The following is a 14,097-nucleotide window of genomic DNA, read 5'->3' as shown; positions in this document are numbered from 1 at the left end:
GTCCCGTCAGTTGAAGAGCTCGGCCCTGTCGAGCCCCGGCGCGGCGGCATCCTTGCCCGAAAGGATCGGCGCGCCGCTCAGGGGCCAATCGATCGACAGCCCGGGATCGTCCCACCGGATCGCACGTTCGCTCGGTCCGTGCCAGAAATCCGTGGTTTTGTAGAGGAACTGGGTGTCGTCCTCAAGCGCGGCGAAGCCGTGCGCGAACCCGGGTGGAATCCAGAACTGGCGGCGGTTCCCGGCGCTGAGCTCGATCCCGGCCCATCGGCCGAAGGTCGGCGAGCCCCGGCGGATGTCGACGGCCACATCGAACGCCGCCCCCGCGACCACGCGCACAAGCTTGCCCTGCGCATGCGGCGCGAGCTGGTAGTGCAGCCCGCGCACCACGCCCTTGCGGCTGATCGAGTGGTTGTCCTGTACGAACTGGCCGGTGAACCCGGTGGCTTCGCGGAACACCCGGTCGTTGAAACTCTCGAAGAAGGCGCCGCGATCGTCGCTGAAGACGCGCGGTTCGAACGTCATCAGCCCCTCGATCTCCAGCTTCGTGACGTGCATCAGCCGCGGCCCTCTCGCAAAATCTGCAGCAGATAGGTGCCATAGCCGCTTTTCTTCAACGGCTCCGCGAGCTTTTCCAACGCCGCGTCATCGATCCAGCCGTTGCGCCAGGCGATCTCCTCGGGGCAGGCGACCTTGAAACCCTGGCGCTTCTCGAGCGTGGCAATGAACTGGCCAGCCTCGAGCAGGGAATCGTGCGTGCCGGTATCCAGCCAGGCAAAGCCGCGCCCCATCAGCTCGACATTCAGCTGGCCGCGTTCCAGGTACAGCCGGTTGAGATCGGTGATCTCGAGCTCGCCCCGATCCGACGGCTTGAGGCAGCGCGCCAGTTCGGCAACCTCCTCGTCGTAGTAATAGAGGCCGGTGACCGCATAGTTCGATTTCGGCGCCTGCGGCTTCTCCTCGATCGACACCGCCTTGCCCATGCCGTCGAACTCGACCACGCCGTACCGGCCGGGGTCGTTGACGTGATAGGCGAAGACGCTGGCACCGGACGGCCGCTTGTCGGCCTCGGCCAGCAGCTTGCTCAGGTCGTGCCCGAAATAGATGTTGTCGCCGAGGATCAGCGTCGAACGCCGGCCGCCCACGAAGTCGGCGCCCAGGATGAAGGCCTGCGCCAGCCCGTCCGGGCTCGGCTGCACCACGTAGCGGAACGCCATGCCCCACTTGCTGCCGTCGCCGAGCAGCATGCGGAAACGCGGCAGGTCATCGGGGGTCGAGATGACCAGCACCTCGCGGATGCCGCCATGCATCAGCGTCGACAGTGGATAGTACACCATCGGCTTGTCATAGACCGGCAGCAACTGCTTGGAGACGGTCAGCGTCGCCGGATGCAGCCGTGTGCCGGCGCCTCCGGCGAGGATGATCCCGCGCCGCTCCGTCATGTCATTTTCTCCGGTAGGATGGTGTCGAGCGTGCCCATGGCGTCGGTCTTCCAGTTCGGAAGATCGATGCCGAGCGCGTCGCGCAGCTTGAGTGTCGAGAGCCGTGAGTTGAGTGGCCGCCGGGCAGGGGTGGGGAAGGCCGAGGTCGGCACGGCCAGCACCCGCTCCGGCGCCAGCTTGAGCGGCACGCCGCGCGCCAGCGCTTCGGCGATGGCAAAGCGCGCGTAGCCGTTCCACGTCGTCTCGCCCGAGGCGACGAGATGGTAGAGGCCCGACGGGATCGGCCGGTCGTTGGCGATCTGCTGGATGGCGCGTGCCGTCACCTCGGCGATCAGCCGCGCGCTGGTCGGTGCGCCATGCTGGTCGTCGATCACCTTCAGCTCGTCCCGGCTTTGCGCGAGACTCAGCATCTTGGCGATGAAGTTGTTGCCGCCCGGCGCATGCACCCAGCTGGTGCGGAAGACCAGGTGCTTGCATCCGGAGGCCGCAATCGCCTCCTCGCCGGCGCGCTTGGTCTCGCCATAGACGTTGAGCGGTCCGGTCGGATCGTCCTCTGCCCAGGCGGTCGTGCCGCTGCCGTCGAAGACGTAGTCGGTGGAATAGTGGATCATCCAGGCGCCGGTTTCGGCCGCCACCCGCGCCAGCACCGCCGGCCCCTCGGTGTTCACCAGCCGAGCCAGTTCCGGCTCGCTCTCGGCCCTGTCGACGGCGGTGTAGGCTGCGGCATTGACGATCACGTCCGGCTGCTCGCGCTTCACCACGCCCTCGAGATCGGCGGGATGGCTGAAATCCGCGCCCTGCCGGCCATAGGCGGCAATGGCGCCGAGCGGCGCGAGGACCTGCGTCAGGGCCGTGCCGACCTGGCCGTCGCGCCCGAGGATCAGCAGCTTCATCCGTACTGCCTCGCCACCCATTCGCGGTACGCGCCGCTGGTGACGTCGGCCACCCAATCCTCGTTCGCAAGGTACCAGTCGACGGTCTTCTCGAGCCCGCTCTCGAACGCCTCGGCCGGCGACCAGCCGAGTTCGCGCTCGATCTTGCGGGCGTCGATGGCATAGCGCCGGTCATGCCCGGGCCGGTCGGTCACGTGCGTGATCTGGCCCGCGTAGCTCGTCCCGTCGGCTTTCGGGCGCTTGCGGTCGAGCAGGGTGCAGAGCGCCCGCACCACCTCGATGTTGGTCTTCTGGTTGTTGCCGCCGACATTGTAGGTCTCGCCCAACGACCCCGCTTCCAGCACCCGCCGCAGCGCCGAGCAGTGATCGCCGACATAGAGCCAGTCGCGCACCTGCAGCCCATCGCCGTATACGGGTAAAGCCTTACCCGCCAAGGCGTTATGGATCATCAGCGGAATCAGTTTCTCGGGAAACTGCAGCGGCCCGTAATTGTTCGAGCAGTTGGTCACCAGCACCGGCAGCCCGTAGGTCTCGCGATAGGCGCGGACGAGATGGTCCGACGACGCCTTGGAGGCGGCATAGGGGCTGTTGGGCCTGTACGGGTTCGTCTCGGCAAAGGCCGGCTCGTCGCGCTCCAGCGTGCCGTAGACCTCGTCGGTCGACACATGCAGGAAGCGGAAGTCGCTACGCTGCGCGAAATATCCGCGCACTGCCTCGAGCAAACCCAGCGTCCCCATGACATTGGTCTCGAAGAACGGCGCCGGCCCCGAGATCGAACGATCGACATGGCTTTCGGCGGCGAAGTTGATCACCGCCCGCACATCGTGGCTGCGCAACAGCCGGCCGACCAGCGCCGTGTCGCCGATCGAGCCGCGCACGAAGCTGTGGCGCGCATCGCCCTCGAGGCTCTTCAGGTTGTTGAGGTTGCCGGCATAGGTGAGCGCATCGAGCGTCACCACCGGCTCGCTGCTGGTCGCCAGCCAGTCGAGCACGAAGTTCGAGCCGATGAACCCGGCGCCCCCGGTCACCAGGATGGTCATTTGGATTGGTCCTTTCCGCGCGGGACCTTAGCTGCATTGCTGGCGCCGTATTACCAGCGTCACAGCTTCCCCAACAGCCCCGCTGCGTAAAGAGTCAACTGGCCGAACCGCGTCTGCCGGTAGACCCCCGACTGCCTGAGCTTGTGCAGCCGTTCCAGCAGCGGTCCGCGCCGTGCCTCGCGGAACATCTCGAGCGTGGCCACCGCCTGCGGCGTCAGCATGTCGCGGCAGGCCTCGAGCGCCCGCACGTTGTCGTCGTTCCAGTGCGAGAAGCGCCCGCCGAACGCGGCGAGAATCCGCTCCCCAAAGGCGCGCCAGCCGTGGTTGGAACCGACGAGGTTTCCCGGATGCTGGCGGTAGCGCACATGTGGAGTCTCGGCATAGGTCACGGCCCCGCCGGCGCCCGCGATGATCAGGTAGCTGAACCAGTCGTGGCTGACGAAGGGCGTGCGCCGCGCCGCTTCCTGCACCAGCCGATGCCCGGCCCGGTTCATCACCATCGTGTTGCCGCCGCCGATGCTCTGCACCAGTGCATTGGCGAAATTGGGCGGCCGGCGGAACAGCGGCGAGCGCTGCAGCTCGCGCCCGCTCTCGTCGGCGATGATGGTACGGGCGCAGTAAAGGGCAGGGCGGTCTCCGCTCGGGCGCAGCGTCTCGATTGCGGCGCGGGTCTTGTCGCTCAGCCAGATGTCGTCCTGGTCGCAGAAGCAGACATAATCCGCCTCGATGGCGGAATTGACCAGCAGGGCCCGGAAATTGTCGGCGAAGCCGCGTCCGGGGCCCCTGAGTATCGTGAAGGTTCCGCGGCGCCAATTCGCCGCCCATTGCTGCAGAACCTCGACGGTACCATCCGTCGAGCCGTCGTCGGAGGCCCAGATGTCGATGGCATCCCAGTCTTGCGCCGCAATCGAGCGCAACTGCTCGTCGATATACTTGGCGCCCTCGAATGTAGCCATGAGCACGGCCAGCCGTTGGCCGGCAGGTGCCGCGCTGTACTTCACGTCAACATCGTCGATCGCGGATATTTTGGCCGCTCCCGGGATAGGGGACCCCGTGTATTTGTCCAGGTGCGTATCCCGCCATGCGGCGGAATCCAGCTGGTTATCGCCTTGATATAGTGCCGCGCGGGATATTCGCCAGCAACTTGAGCATCAAATCGCAACTTGCGGCTGAAGCGTGGCAAATCCCGGGGTTCGAACGGTATTTCGTTCGAGGGCGCCGCACCGGCTGAGCCTCCCGCGCTTACGCCGCTCGCCTACATCGTCCCCAACCACAGGGTCATTCCCGCGAAAGCGGGAACCTCCGTTTTAGTGCGGCCCTCACCATCGCGAACGGAGAGCCCCGCTTTCGCGGGGATGACCCCGGTAATTGGGGAGGGCTACCGGCCCAGCACCGAGCGCAGGTGCGCCTCGATCAGCTTGACCCCCTTCCAGCCCAGTTCCGCCGACGCCTCGCGGGCGCTCTCGGTGTACCACCGGGTGCCGTCCAGCCGGTTCAGCTCCACCGCCTCGGGGCAGAGCGCCAGCATCAGCGAGGTTTCGCCGATCCCGGCATGGTCGAACGGATACTGCGCGACGATCTCGGGCGTCATCAGCGGGTGGCCCTTGATCCAGTTGAACGGGTCGTCCCCGGCGGCCTGCTGCGCATAGTAGTCGCGCATCGCCGGATTGCCCCACCAGCCCTCGCCGCGCTGCTCCTCGATGAAGGCGAAGATCACCTGCCGCGCCGCGAACTTGAAGCTCAGGTCGGTCGGCATGCCGACGGCGAAGTTCTCGCTCTGGTGATGGATGAAGAAGTGGATGTTGCGGAAGCCCACGCGCAACAGGCTGCGGAACAGTTCGCCCGCGAATGGCGCCAGCGCCTGCTGGCCGACCTGGATCGAGCCGTTTCCCTCCGGCGGCTCCACCGCGTAGCTCGCCGCGCCATAGTAGAACGGCGGCAGGATGACCAGGTTCAGCTCGTCCTCCAGCCGCTCCAGCACCTTGATTACGGCCAGCGTGTCCATGCCCACGGCCATGTGCTCGCCGTGATACTCGAGCACCCCCAACGGCAGCACGACCGGCCAGTTCTCCTCGATCGCGCGCCGGATCTGGTGCGGCAGCATCATCTCGTAGCGCATCGTCTTCCCCTCGCTTGCACCCCGGCTCAATCCATGGACAGTAGCGGCAACAACGAGCGGGAGGAACATCATGCTCAAGGGAATCGACCCCATCCTGAACGCCGACGTGCTGCACGCGCTCAAATCCATGGGGCACGGCGACGACCTGATCATCGCCGACATGAACTTCCCCTCGGATTCGATCGCGCGCCAGACCGTCTACGGCAAGCTGCTGAAGCTCGAGAACGTCACCGCCGGCCGCGCCGCGCAGGCCATTCTCTCGCTGATGCCGCTCGACAGCTTCGTTCCGCATCCGGCGCTGCGCATGGAGATCGTCGGCAAGCCGGACGAAGTCCCGCCGGTGCAGCAGGAAGTACAGGCTGCCATCGACAAGGCCGAGGGCAAGTCGTGGCCGATGGGTTCGATCGAGCGCTTCGCCTTTTACGAGGCGGCGAAGAAGTCGTACGTTGTCATCCAGACCGGCGAGCGCCGCTTCTATGGCTGCTTCCTGTTCAAGAAGGGCGTATTGCCGCCCGAAGCCTGATTTCATTTATCGGTGAATGGCTGATCCGCTCACCAATGAAATCAACCCCCTAAATGTGAAGCAGTGACCGGCGCGGGATCGCCAGCTTGTTGACTTCTAACATGTTGGCTCCATACCATCGGGCAAGCTTCCGCACAGACCGGAAGCGCTCCCTGGGAGGGACGTAGGCAGGGTGTTGAGGGACTTGGGGTGCGCCGCGGCGTGCCCTCCTGCACGTCATGCTTCTCATCGGGCGCCCTGCGCGGATGCCGGACCGTCGCCGACATGGCGACCTGATGGGAGGAACAAGTGAGAGTCGATCTCTACAATCACGTGATGGCCGTGCAGGCCAGCCGCCGCAACTTCATGAAGGGTGCGGCCGCGCTCGCCGCCGGCACCGCGCTGTCGAGCTCGTTCATGGGCCGGGCCGTGGCGCAGGACAACCTGCGCGCGCAGATCCTGCAGATCCCCGGCGTCGGCAAGGGCTCGCCCACCGATGCCGACTGGCAGAAGGTCGGCGAACTCTGCCTCGGCGCCACCAAGGCCAACGTCGCCCAGGGCGAATTCGCCGGCGTCGAGCTGACCTTCATGGGGCTCAACAACCAGAACCTGCACAACTTCCTGTTCCGCGGCTTCCTCAAGCCGTGGGAGGCCTATACCGGCGCCAAGATCAACTGGATCGACCTCGCCCAGGCCGACTACAACGCCCGCCTGCAACAGTCGATCGCCACCGGCACGGTGGACTTCGACATCACCGAGATGGGTGCACCCTTCGAAGGCGACACCGCCGGCAAGGGCCTGCTCGACGAGATGCCCGACTGGGTCGCCGAGCAGATCGATTCCAAGGATCTGGTGGGCTACCTGCAGCCGCCGGTCGGCACCTGGAACGGCAAGACCTACCGCATCAACATCGATGGCGACACGCACACCTTCGCGTACCGCAAGGACTATTTCGGTGACGGCTCGATCAGCGGCCAGCCGGTCCCGACCCACTGGGAGGAGATCGCCAAGCTCCCCGCCGCCCTTGCCGGCAAGTCCGACCCGCTGACCGGCGCGCCGGCCTATGGCTTCCTCGACCCGCTGAAGTATCAGTGGGGCGGCTTCGGCTTCTACTTCCTCGGCGACCGGGCCGCGGCCTATGCCAAGCATCCGGACGATCCGGCCTGGCTGTTCGACCCCGACACCATGAAGCCGCGCGTCAACAACCCCGGCTGGGTGCAGGCGATCCAGGACGTGATGGACCTGGTGAAGGCCAACGCCTATCCGCCGGATCAGCTCAACGCCGACCCCAACACCACCGCCTTCAGCCAGTTCCTCGGCGGCACCGGCGCGGCGCTGTGCTGGTGGGGCGACGTCGGCTCCAACGCCCGCACCTCCGACACCTCGGTCGTCGGCGATGTCGTCGGCTTCTCGATCAACCCCGGCGCCAACAAGGTCTACAATTCCAAGACCGCGGCCTGGGAAGAGAAGGAGAACTTCGCGCCCAACCTCGCCTACCTTGGCTGGGGCATCTACGTCACCAGCCGCGTCTCGGGCGACGAGAAGAAGCGCAAGGCCGCATGGTCCGCCGCGGCGCACCTCGGCGGCAAGGACATCGCGCTGTGGACGGCGGCTTATCCGTCGGGCTTCCAGCCCTACCGCAACTCCCAGTTCAACTATGACGAGTGGGTGGCGGCCGGCTATGATCGCGCCTTCGTCGAGGATTATCTCGGTTCCAACCTCGACAGCTACAACCATCCCAACGGCGCCATCGAGCCGCGCATCCCCGGCATCTTCCAGTACTACTCGATCGCCGAGGACGAACTGGTGAAGGGCATCAATGGCCAGTACGCCTCCGCCCAGGAGACGGCCGACGCCATTGCCGCGGCCTGGGAGAAGATCACCGACCAGATCGGCCGCGACAACCAGATCAAGCTCTACAAGGCCTCGCTGGGTATGTGAGGCGACGGCCGTAGCACTGATTGACAACCCTCGGCTGGTGGCAGACCGTCACCAGCCGATTTGGTTCACAACGTGAATTTGTCGAACTGGGGCAGGGATGGCGATCGCATCCAATCAAAGCGCAATTGCGCCGTTGCGTAGAAGCTGGGGCAGGGGGCTGATCATTGCCGGCACGCTCCTGTTCATCCTCACCGCGCTGGCGCAGGCACTGAATGCCGCCGGCATCCTGAAGCTGGGCCTCACCAACTGGCGTCCCACCCTGTTCGCCTTCCTCGTCTTCGCCGTGGCCATCGGCGCAGGGCAGGTGCTGATGCGCGGCCAGGCCGGCTGGCGCGCCCTGTTCATCCTCCCCGCCGGGCTGTTCACGGTCGCCATGGCGATCTTTCCGACCCTGTTCGGCCTGTCGATCGCCTTCACCGACTGGAACCTCGCCTCGCTGACCGGGCAGAAATTCAACGGGCTGGACAACCTGTTCCAGCTGCTGCGCGATCCCTTCTACTGGAACGCCATGGTCAACATGGTGATCTACGTGCTGTTCGTGCTCGTCGAATACGCCATCGCCTTTGCATTGGCGCTGCTGCTGAACGCTGAAATCCGGGCGCGGAAATTCTGGCGCGTCGTCTTCCTCATCCCGCTGATGCTGTCGCCCGTCGCCGTCAGCTGGATGGTGGGCAAGTCGATGCTCGAATACCGCTTCGGCCCGGTCGCCCGCTTCGCCCGCTGGATCGGCTTCCAGAACCCGAGCTTCTTCACCGACCCCTGGGTCGCCCGCATCTGGATCGAGATCATGGACGCGTGGGTGTCGATCCCGTTCGTGATGATCCTGCTGCTCGCCGGCCTGCAGGCCCTGCCCAAGGAAATCACCGAGGCGGCCAAGGTCGACGGCGCCTCGCCCTGGCAGCGCTTCTGGCAGATCACCTTCCCGCTGATGCTGCCCGTGTCGCTGACCGCGATCGTGCTGCGCATCATCTTCAAGCTCAAGCTCGCCGACATCATCATCACCGTGACCTCCGGCGGCCCCGGCGGCGCCACCGACAGCGTCTCGAGCTTCATCTACCGCGAGTACCGCGACCGCTCGAACGTCGGCTATGGCACCATGCTGGCCATGTTCTACCTCGTGGTCATCGTCATCTTCATCACAGTCCTGCTCAATGTGTTGAGCAAGCGCATGCGGAGGATGACCTGATGGCCACCGAAGCCGCCGCCGCCCCGGCCCACATGGCAGACAGCGGCACTGCCGCCCGTCGACTGAAGCACACCGCCGGCCAGGTCGGCATCTATGCCGCGCTGGTCTTCTGGGCCTTCGTCTCGCTGTTTCCGGTCTACTGGACCATCACCACCTCGATGAAGGTGGCCAAGGACGTGCAACTCGGCCGCATGGTCCCTTGGGTCGATTTCCAGCCCAACTGGCTCGGCTGGCGCTCGCTCGGCCTGTCACCCGACACGATCGGCAACGTTTCCACCGTCCGCGACGAGTTCCTCAACCGCTTCCTCAACTCGATCTTCACCGCCTTCGGCGCCTCCGCGCTTGCCGTGCTGATCGGGGCGCTCGCTGCCTATGGGCTGAGCCGCTTCACCTACCGGTTCCTGTGGATGAAGAACCAGGACCTGAGCTTCTTCTTCCTGAGCCAGCTCATCCTGCCGCCGGTCGTCCTGGCGCTCCCGTTCCTCGTGCTCTATCGCGAACTGGCGCTCCTCGACACCACGGTCGGCCTCGTCCTGCTCTACACGCTGACCGTGCTACCGATCGTCATCTGGATCATGAAGGACCAGTTCGACACCATTCCCATCGAGCTCGACGAGGCCGCCCAGGTCGATGGTCTCGGCCCCTGGGGCACGTTCTTCCGCATCATCCTGCCGATGGCTCTGCCGGGCATGGTCGCAGCCTTCATCCTGTCGCTCATCCTGTGCTGGAACGAGTACTTCTTCGCCGCCCTCCTCACCGGCTCGCAGGCCAAGACCCTGCCGGTGATGGTCGCCAGCCAGACCGGCTCGCAGGGCATCAACTGGTGGAGCATGGCCGCGTTGTCGACCGCTGCGATCGCTCCGCTGGTACTGGTCGGCGTCCTGCTCGAGCGCTTCATCATCCGCGGGCTCACGGCGGGCAGCGTGAAGGGGTGAGGCGGACGTCTATCTAGACGACCACAGCTACAGGTGATCCAGATGCTCACGACCGCACGGAAGCCGGCTACCGTCGGAGAAATCCTCGTCGAGGAATTCATGCAACCGCTTGGGCTGACCCAGGCCGCGCTTGCCGAAGCGATGGGCGTGCAGCGCAAGCATGTGAACGAACTGTGCAACGACCGTCGCTCGGTGACCGCGCCGACGGCGCTGATCCTCGCCAAGGTGTTCGGAAACACCCCAGAGTTCTGGCTGAACGTCCAGCGTCGCACGGACCTGTGGCTGGCGATGAACGACCCCGACGAGATCAAAAGGATCAGCCGTGCCAAGCCACTGGCTGATGCCGCCTAGCCGAGGCAGGCTTTCCGCTTTCCTGCAGGAAGATCTCTCCACACTCGCTGTCATCCCCGGGCGAAGACCCGGGGACCCAGCGATGCAGCGGCATCCCATGGGTCCGCGGGTCAAGCCCGCGGATGACGACTGAGAGTGAGGGGATGACGGCTGGAAGCGAGGGATGATGCTGAGAGTGAACTGATAACGGCCTAGAGTGATGGGCGTTGACTACAATTCCCGCATCAGGTCCTTGTTCCGCTCATACAGTTCCCGGAACACGCGGTAGCGCCGCGCGTAAAGCTCGACCAGACCGGCGTCCGGTGTGATCTGGTGATCGACAGGGTTCCAGTCGCGGATGTCGTCGGCCTTCACGTCGCCGATCGCCAGCGCGGCAAGGAACGCGTCGCCGTACGAGGCACCGACGGTCTTCTGGCGCACGATCTGCGTTCGCCCGGAAACATCCGAGGTCGCCTGCGACCACACCCGGTTCTTGGTGCCGCCACCGGCCGCGAGGATCGCCCTGGGTGGCTGGCCGACATCGGCATAAGTCTCGAACACGTGGCGCGTGCCGAAGGCGATGCCCTCGAACAGGGCGCGGTAGATGTCGCCGCGCGTGTGGGTGAGGTTGAGGCCGAACAGCACGCCCTTGGCCTCGGTGTCGTGGATCGGCGTCCGCTCGCCCGAGAAATAGGGGAGCATGACGAGGCCGTTGGCACCCGGCGGCGAGCCTTCCGCCTCGAGCGCCAGCGCCATCACGGCGGTGGCCGGATCGAGCTCCTTGCCGAACTGCTCGCGGAACCAGTGGCTGAGCGTGCCCGAGGTCGCGAGGCCGGACATGGCGGCGTGCTTGCCGGGGAAGAACCAGGGTGCGTACCAGAGGCGCGCATCGGGCACCCGCACCGGGGTGATCTCGATGATGAAGATGGTCGAGCCATACATCAGCAGCATGTCGCCGTCGTCGAGCACGCCGACGCTCAGCGCCTCGGCGCCCGCATCGATGGTGCCGCAGGTGACGGGCGTGCCGACGGCAAGGCCGGTCTCGGCGGCGGCCTCTGGCGTCACCGTGCCGGCGATCTCCGTGGTCCAGATCGCTTCCGGCAGCTTGTCGAGCCCGATGATGTCGCCCGCCAATTCATCGGTCCACGCCAGCTTCTCGACGTCATACAGCGGCGAGAAATTGGCCGCCGAATAGTGGTCGATCACGTACCGCCCGGTCAGCTTGTGCGTGATGTAGGTGGTCGAGGTGAAGATCTTCGCCGTCCTGGCGTAAAGCTCCGGCCGGTTGCGCTTGAGCCACAGGATCTTCGGTCCGATCGACTGGGAAGTCAGCGCATTGCCGCAGCGGGACAGCAGCACGTCCTCGCCGATGCGCTCGGTCAGCTCGGCGATTTCCTTCGCCGCCCGCGTATCGACGCCATAGAGCACGCCGTTCATCAGCGGCTCGCCGTCGGCGTCGACCGGCAGCATGCACGGTCCGATGGCGCTCGCCGCCACCGCCTTGATGTCGGTCGGCGCGACGCCGCTGTCGGCGATCAGCTTGTTCGAGATGAAGCAGAAATCGCCCCACCAGTCCTCGCGCGGCCGGTGCTCGGCCCAGCCGGGCTGCGGCACCAGCATCTTGTGCGGCCGCGCCGCGCTGGCGACGATATTGCCCGTCGCATCGACGAGCACGCCCTTGCTCTCGTAGGTGCCGATGTCGATCCCGAGATAGTAGCGCATCAGATGTAGTCGTCCCGATCGAGGCTGAATTTCGCATCGATCCGCGGCAGCGCTTCGACCAGCAGCGTCGTCAGCTGCTCGAGATCGCCCATGTCGCAGACCTCGAGCGAGGAGTGCGAGTAGCGCATCGGAAACCCGACATCGATCGAAGCGACACCCTGGCCGACGAGCTGCACATAGCTGAGATCGGTCAGCGCCCCGATATGGGCGCTCCGCTGCAGCGGCAGCTTTTTCGCCTCGGCGCTCTGCTCGAACAGCTGCACCATGGCTGGATGCGGCAGCGTGCCGTTGAGCGTGCCGCGGCCGTGGAAGGAGTAGAGCGAGATCGCCGGCCCGCCGCCGAGCCTGACGTCGCCACGCGCCGCCATGTCCGGCGTGTCGGTGGCAAGGATCAGGTCGAGCTGGATGGCGACGTCCGGCACCAGCACCTGCGCCGCCGTCAGCGCGCCGCGCAGGTTGAACTCCTCCTGCACCGAAAAGACGAAATGCACCGTCGGGCGCTTCTTGGCGCCCTTCAGCGCCCGCGCCACTTCGACCATCACGGCGCAGGCCGCCCGGTCATCCACAGAGGTGCCGGCGATGCGGTCGTTGGCCAGCTCGGTCACTTTCGGCGCATAGACCACGGGCGTGCCCACATCGATGCCGGCGTTGAGCACCTCGGCGGCGGACTTGAATCCGGCGTCGATATAGAGCTCGGGGTAGGGCAGCACCCTGTACTTCTCGTCCTGCCCGGTCGCGTGGTGGCTCTTGTGGGCGATGAGGCCCGGCACGTCCTTGCCTTCGCCGAGGCAGAACAGCACCTCGGTCGAGGGCAGCGCCCGCTCCGGCACGCCGCCCAGCCGCTCGACCCGGACGAGGCCGTTGGCCTCGATCTTCCGGACGATCAGGCCAAGCTGGTCCATGTGCGCGAACAGCATGACCCGCGGCGCGTCCTTGTCGCCCTCGAGCGTCGCGATCAGGTTGCCGAGCCGGTCGGTGGTCGAGGATATCCCCAGCCCGTTCATGGCCGTGCGGAGGTATTTTCGCACCCGGCCCTCGTAGCCCGAGAGGCCGGGGATCAGCATCAGGTCGGTGACGAGAGCCTTGAGCGCCATCAGTATCCCCTGGCTTGCCGGACGATCCGCATGAACTCGGCGGCGCGGTCGGGATCGACTGCCTTCCACGTGTCGCCGCCGACCTTCAGCGACGAGCCGACGATGCAGCCGTCGGCGATCTTGAGCACATCTGCGACGGTCGCGTGCTTGACCCCGGTATTGGCCAGCACCGGAGTCGCCGGCAGTACCGCCTTGACCGCTTCGAGGTCGACCATCTTGGCCGCCTCGCCGGTGATGGCGCCGGAAACGAGGATGGCGTCGGGGATCGACGAGAACACCGCGCTCCGGGCCCGGTCGGGCAGCGAGCGCTGATCCAGTGAGTAGGCGAACTCGGCGCTCACGTTGTAGAGCAGCGCCAGGTCCTGCCGGCCGAGCCGGTCGCGATAGCGCATCGCCTTGCCCGCATCCGGCGTCCACGGCCCCATGTCCGAAGCATAGGTGCCGGTGAAGATTTCGCGCACGAAGCGGGCGCCGGTCGCCGCCGCCAGCGCGATCGAGCTTTGCGGGTCCCACAGCACGTTCACCCCGAACGGCACGGTGATCTCGGAGCGCAGCCGGCCGATGACGTAGCCCATCGTGGCGGTGGAGGCGGTATCGACCTCGAATTCGTAGGGGCGGTCGTTCTCGTTGCCGAACATCACCGCATCGAACCCGGCCGCCTGCAGCGCTTGCAGGTCCTTGCGCGCATTCTCGACGATGGCCTCGACGCCGCCCTCGTGGTCATGCAGCGGCGAGCCGGGCAGCGCGCCCAGGTGAACCATCGCGATGACCGGCTTCCCCGCACCGAAAACAGTCTTGAACTTGGCTGTCATTGTTCTTTGTAAACCGCTTTACTAATGGCCTATGCGTAGCAGGCGGCCGGCGGTGCGTCCATGGGGAAGGGACAGGCCGCCCAC

The 14,097-nt window shown here is 65.8% G+C and carries 14 protein-coding genes; 5 read left to right on the top strand and 9 right to left on the bottom strand.

Annotated elements, in window-relative coordinates; all coding sequences use genetic code 11:
- Nucleotides 1-6: 6 nt before the first annotated feature.
- The 6 genes from rfbC to J0I99_RS11365 form a co-directional block, all read right to left on the bottom strand.
- The gene (gene rfbC / locus J0I99_RS11390) at nt 7-555 is read right to left on the bottom strand and encodes a dTDP-4-dehydrorhamnose 3,5-epimerase (protein WP_291391769.1); all 549 of its coding nucleotides are present in this window, start codon (nt 553-555) and stop codon (nt 7-9) included.
- Entirely contained in the window at nt 555-1,439 is an 885-nt protein-coding gene (gene rfbA / locus J0I99_RS11385) for a glucose-1-phosphate thymidylyltransferase RfbA (protein ID WP_291391768.1), read from the bottom strand. Before rfbA ends, rfbC begins: the two co-directional genes overlap by 1 nt.
- Nucleotides 1,436-2,332 (bottom strand): dTDP-4-dehydrorhamnose reductase, encoded by an 897-nt coding sequence (gene rfbD / locus J0I99_RS11380; RefSeq protein ID WP_291397685.1) that lies wholly within the window; start codon nt 2,330-2,332, stop codon nt 1,436-1,438. Before rfbD ends, rfbA begins: the two co-directional genes overlap by 4 nt.
- Nucleotides 2,329-3,372 carry a dTDP-glucose 4,6-dehydratase gene (rfbB, locus tag J0I99_RS11375; RefSeq protein WP_291397683.1) on the bottom strand — a complete coding sequence of 348 codons (1,044 nt, stop codon included), beginning with the start codon at nt 3,370-3,372 and terminating at the stop codon, nt 2,329-2,331. The genes rfbD and rfbB overlap by 4 nt, the downstream gene beginning before the upstream one ends.
- Nucleotides 3,373-3,431: 59 nt before the next feature.
- Nucleotides 3,432-4,373: a glycosyltransferase family 2 protein gene (locus J0I99_RS11370; RefSeq protein WP_291397682.1), complete on the bottom strand. Its 942-nt coding sequence runs from the start codon at nt 4,371-4,373 to the stop codon at nt 3,432-3,434.
- Nucleotides 4,374-4,750: 377 nt separating this feature from the next.
- On the bottom strand, nt 4,751-5,491 hold the full coding sequence (locus J0I99_RS11365) for a creatininase family protein (protein ID WP_291397680.1): 741 nt from the start codon (nt 5,489-5,491) through the stop codon (nt 4,751-4,753).
- 70 nt (nt 5,492-5,561) lie between these two features.
- On the opposite strand from J0I99_RS11365, the gene J0I99_RS11360 reads away from it, so the two are divergent.
- From J0I99_RS11360 to J0I99_RS11340, 5 genes are all read left to right on the top strand, one after another.
- Nucleotides 5,562-6,014, top strand: a complete 453-nt coding sequence (locus J0I99_RS11360; protein ID WP_291391763.1) for an RbsD/FucU family protein — start codon at nt 5,562-5,564, stop codon at nt 6,012-6,014.
- Nucleotides 6,015-6,302: 288 nt separating this feature from the next.
- Entirely contained in the window at nt 6,303-7,934 is a 1,632-nt protein-coding gene (locus J0I99_RS11355; RefSeq protein ID WP_291397678.1) for a twin-arginine translocation signal domain-containing protein, read from the top strand.
- A 97-nt stretch (nt 7,935-8,031) separates the two neighbouring features.
- A complete protein-coding gene (locus J0I99_RS11350) occupies nt 8,032-9,120 on the top strand; it encodes a carbohydrate ABC transporter permease (RefSeq protein ID WP_291391761.1) in 1,089 nt (362 codons plus the stop codon).
- Nucleotides 9,121-9,152: 32 nt separating this feature from the next.
- Nucleotides 9,153-10,055: a carbohydrate ABC transporter permease gene (locus J0I99_RS11345; RefSeq protein ID WP_291397755.1), complete on the top strand. Its 903-nt coding sequence runs from the start codon at nt 9,153-9,155 to the stop codon at nt 10,053-10,055.
- A 42-nt stretch (nt 10,056-10,097) separates the two neighbouring features.
- On the top strand, nt 10,098-10,406 hold the full coding sequence (locus tag J0I99_RS11340; protein ID WP_291391760.1) for a HigA family addiction module antitoxin: 309 nt from the start codon (nt 10,098-10,100) through the stop codon (nt 10,404-10,406).
- Nucleotides 10,407-10,616: 210 nt separating this feature from the next.
- Here J0I99_RS11340 and J0I99_RS11335 read toward each other — a convergent pair whose 3' ends face one another.
- Genes J0I99_RS11335 through J0I99_RS11325 form a run of 3 tightly spaced genes read right to left on the bottom strand, consistent with a single transcriptional unit; the run spans nt 10,617 to nt 14,013 of the window.
- Nucleotides 10,617-12,107 (bottom strand): FGGY-family carbohydrate kinase, encoded by a 1,491-nt coding sequence (locus tag J0I99_RS11335; RefSeq protein WP_291397676.1) that lies wholly within the window; start codon nt 12,105-12,107, stop codon nt 10,617-10,619.
- On the bottom strand, nt 12,107-13,201 hold the full coding sequence (locus J0I99_RS11330; RefSeq protein ID WP_291397675.1) for a M42 family metallopeptidase: 1,095 nt from the start codon (nt 13,199-13,201) through the stop codon (nt 12,107-12,109). The genes J0I99_RS11335 and J0I99_RS11330 overlap by 1 nt, the downstream gene beginning before the upstream one ends.
- Nucleotides 13,201-14,013, bottom strand: coding sequence for a BtpA/SgcQ family protein (locus J0I99_RS11325; protein WP_291397673.1), 813 nt, complete (start codon nt 14,011-14,013; stop codon nt 13,201-13,203). The genes J0I99_RS11330 and J0I99_RS11325 overlap by 1 nt, the downstream gene beginning before the upstream one ends.
- Between the last annotated feature and the right edge of the window lie 84 nt (nt 14,014-14,097).

This window comes from Devosia sp., from assembly GCF_017307495.1.
In the GTDB taxonomy this organism is placed as follows: domain Bacteria; phylum Pseudomonadota; class Alphaproteobacteria; order Rhizobiales; family Devosiaceae; genus Devosia_A.
Note: the sequence above shows the minus strand (reverse complement) of the source record. Positions and strands in the feature narration are given on the sequence as shown.

What these genes read in the sequence shown, in the direction of transcription:
- rfbC (WP_291391769.1), bottom strand. Translation starts at nt 555, where the DNA reads ATGCACGTCACGAAGCTGGAGATCGAGGGGCTGATGACGTTCGAACCG.
- rfbA (WP_291391768.1), bottom strand. Translation starts at nt 1,439, where the DNA reads ATGACGGAGCGGCGCGGGATCATCCTCGCCGGAGGCGCCGGCACACGG.
- rfbD (WP_291397685.1), bottom strand. Translation starts at nt 2,332, where the DNA reads ATGAAGCTGCTGATCCTCGGGCGCGACGGCCAGGTCGGCACGGCCCTG.
- rfbB (WP_291397683.1), bottom strand. Translation starts at nt 3,372, where the DNA reads ATGACCATCCTGGTGACCGGGGGCGCCGGGTTCATCGGCTCGAACTTC.
- J0I99_RS11365 (WP_291397680.1), bottom strand. Translation starts at nt 5,491, where the DNA reads ATGCGCTACGAGATGATGCTGCCGCACCAGATCCGGCGCGCGATCGAG.
- J0I99_RS11360 (WP_291391763.1), top strand. Translation starts at nt 5,562, where the DNA reads ATGCTCAAGGGAATCGACCCCATCCTGAACGCCGACGTGCTGCACGCG.
- J0I99_RS11350 (WP_291391761.1), top strand. Translation starts at nt 8,032, where the DNA reads ATGGCGATCGCATCCAATCAAAGCGCAATTGCGCCGTTGCGTAGAAGC.
- J0I99_RS11345 (WP_291397755.1), top strand. Translation starts at nt 9,153, where the DNA reads ATGGCAGACAGCGGCACTGCCGCCCGTCGACTGAAGCACACCGCCGGC.
- J0I99_RS11340 (WP_291391760.1), top strand. Translation starts at nt 10,098, where the DNA reads ATGCTCACGACCGCACGGAAGCCGGCTACCGTCGGAGAAATCCTCGTC.
- J0I99_RS11335 (WP_291397676.1), bottom strand. Translation starts at nt 12,107, where the DNA reads ATGCGCTACTATCTCGGGATCGACATCGGCACCTACGAGAGCAAGGGC.
- J0I99_RS11330 (WP_291397675.1), bottom strand. Translation starts at nt 13,201, where the DNA reads ATGGCGCTCAAGGCTCTCGTCACCGACCTGATGCTGATCCCCGGCCTC.
- J0I99_RS11325 (WP_291397673.1), bottom strand. Translation starts at nt 14,013, where the DNA reads ATGACAGCCAAGTTCAAGACTGTTTTCGGTGCGGGGAAGCCGGTCATC.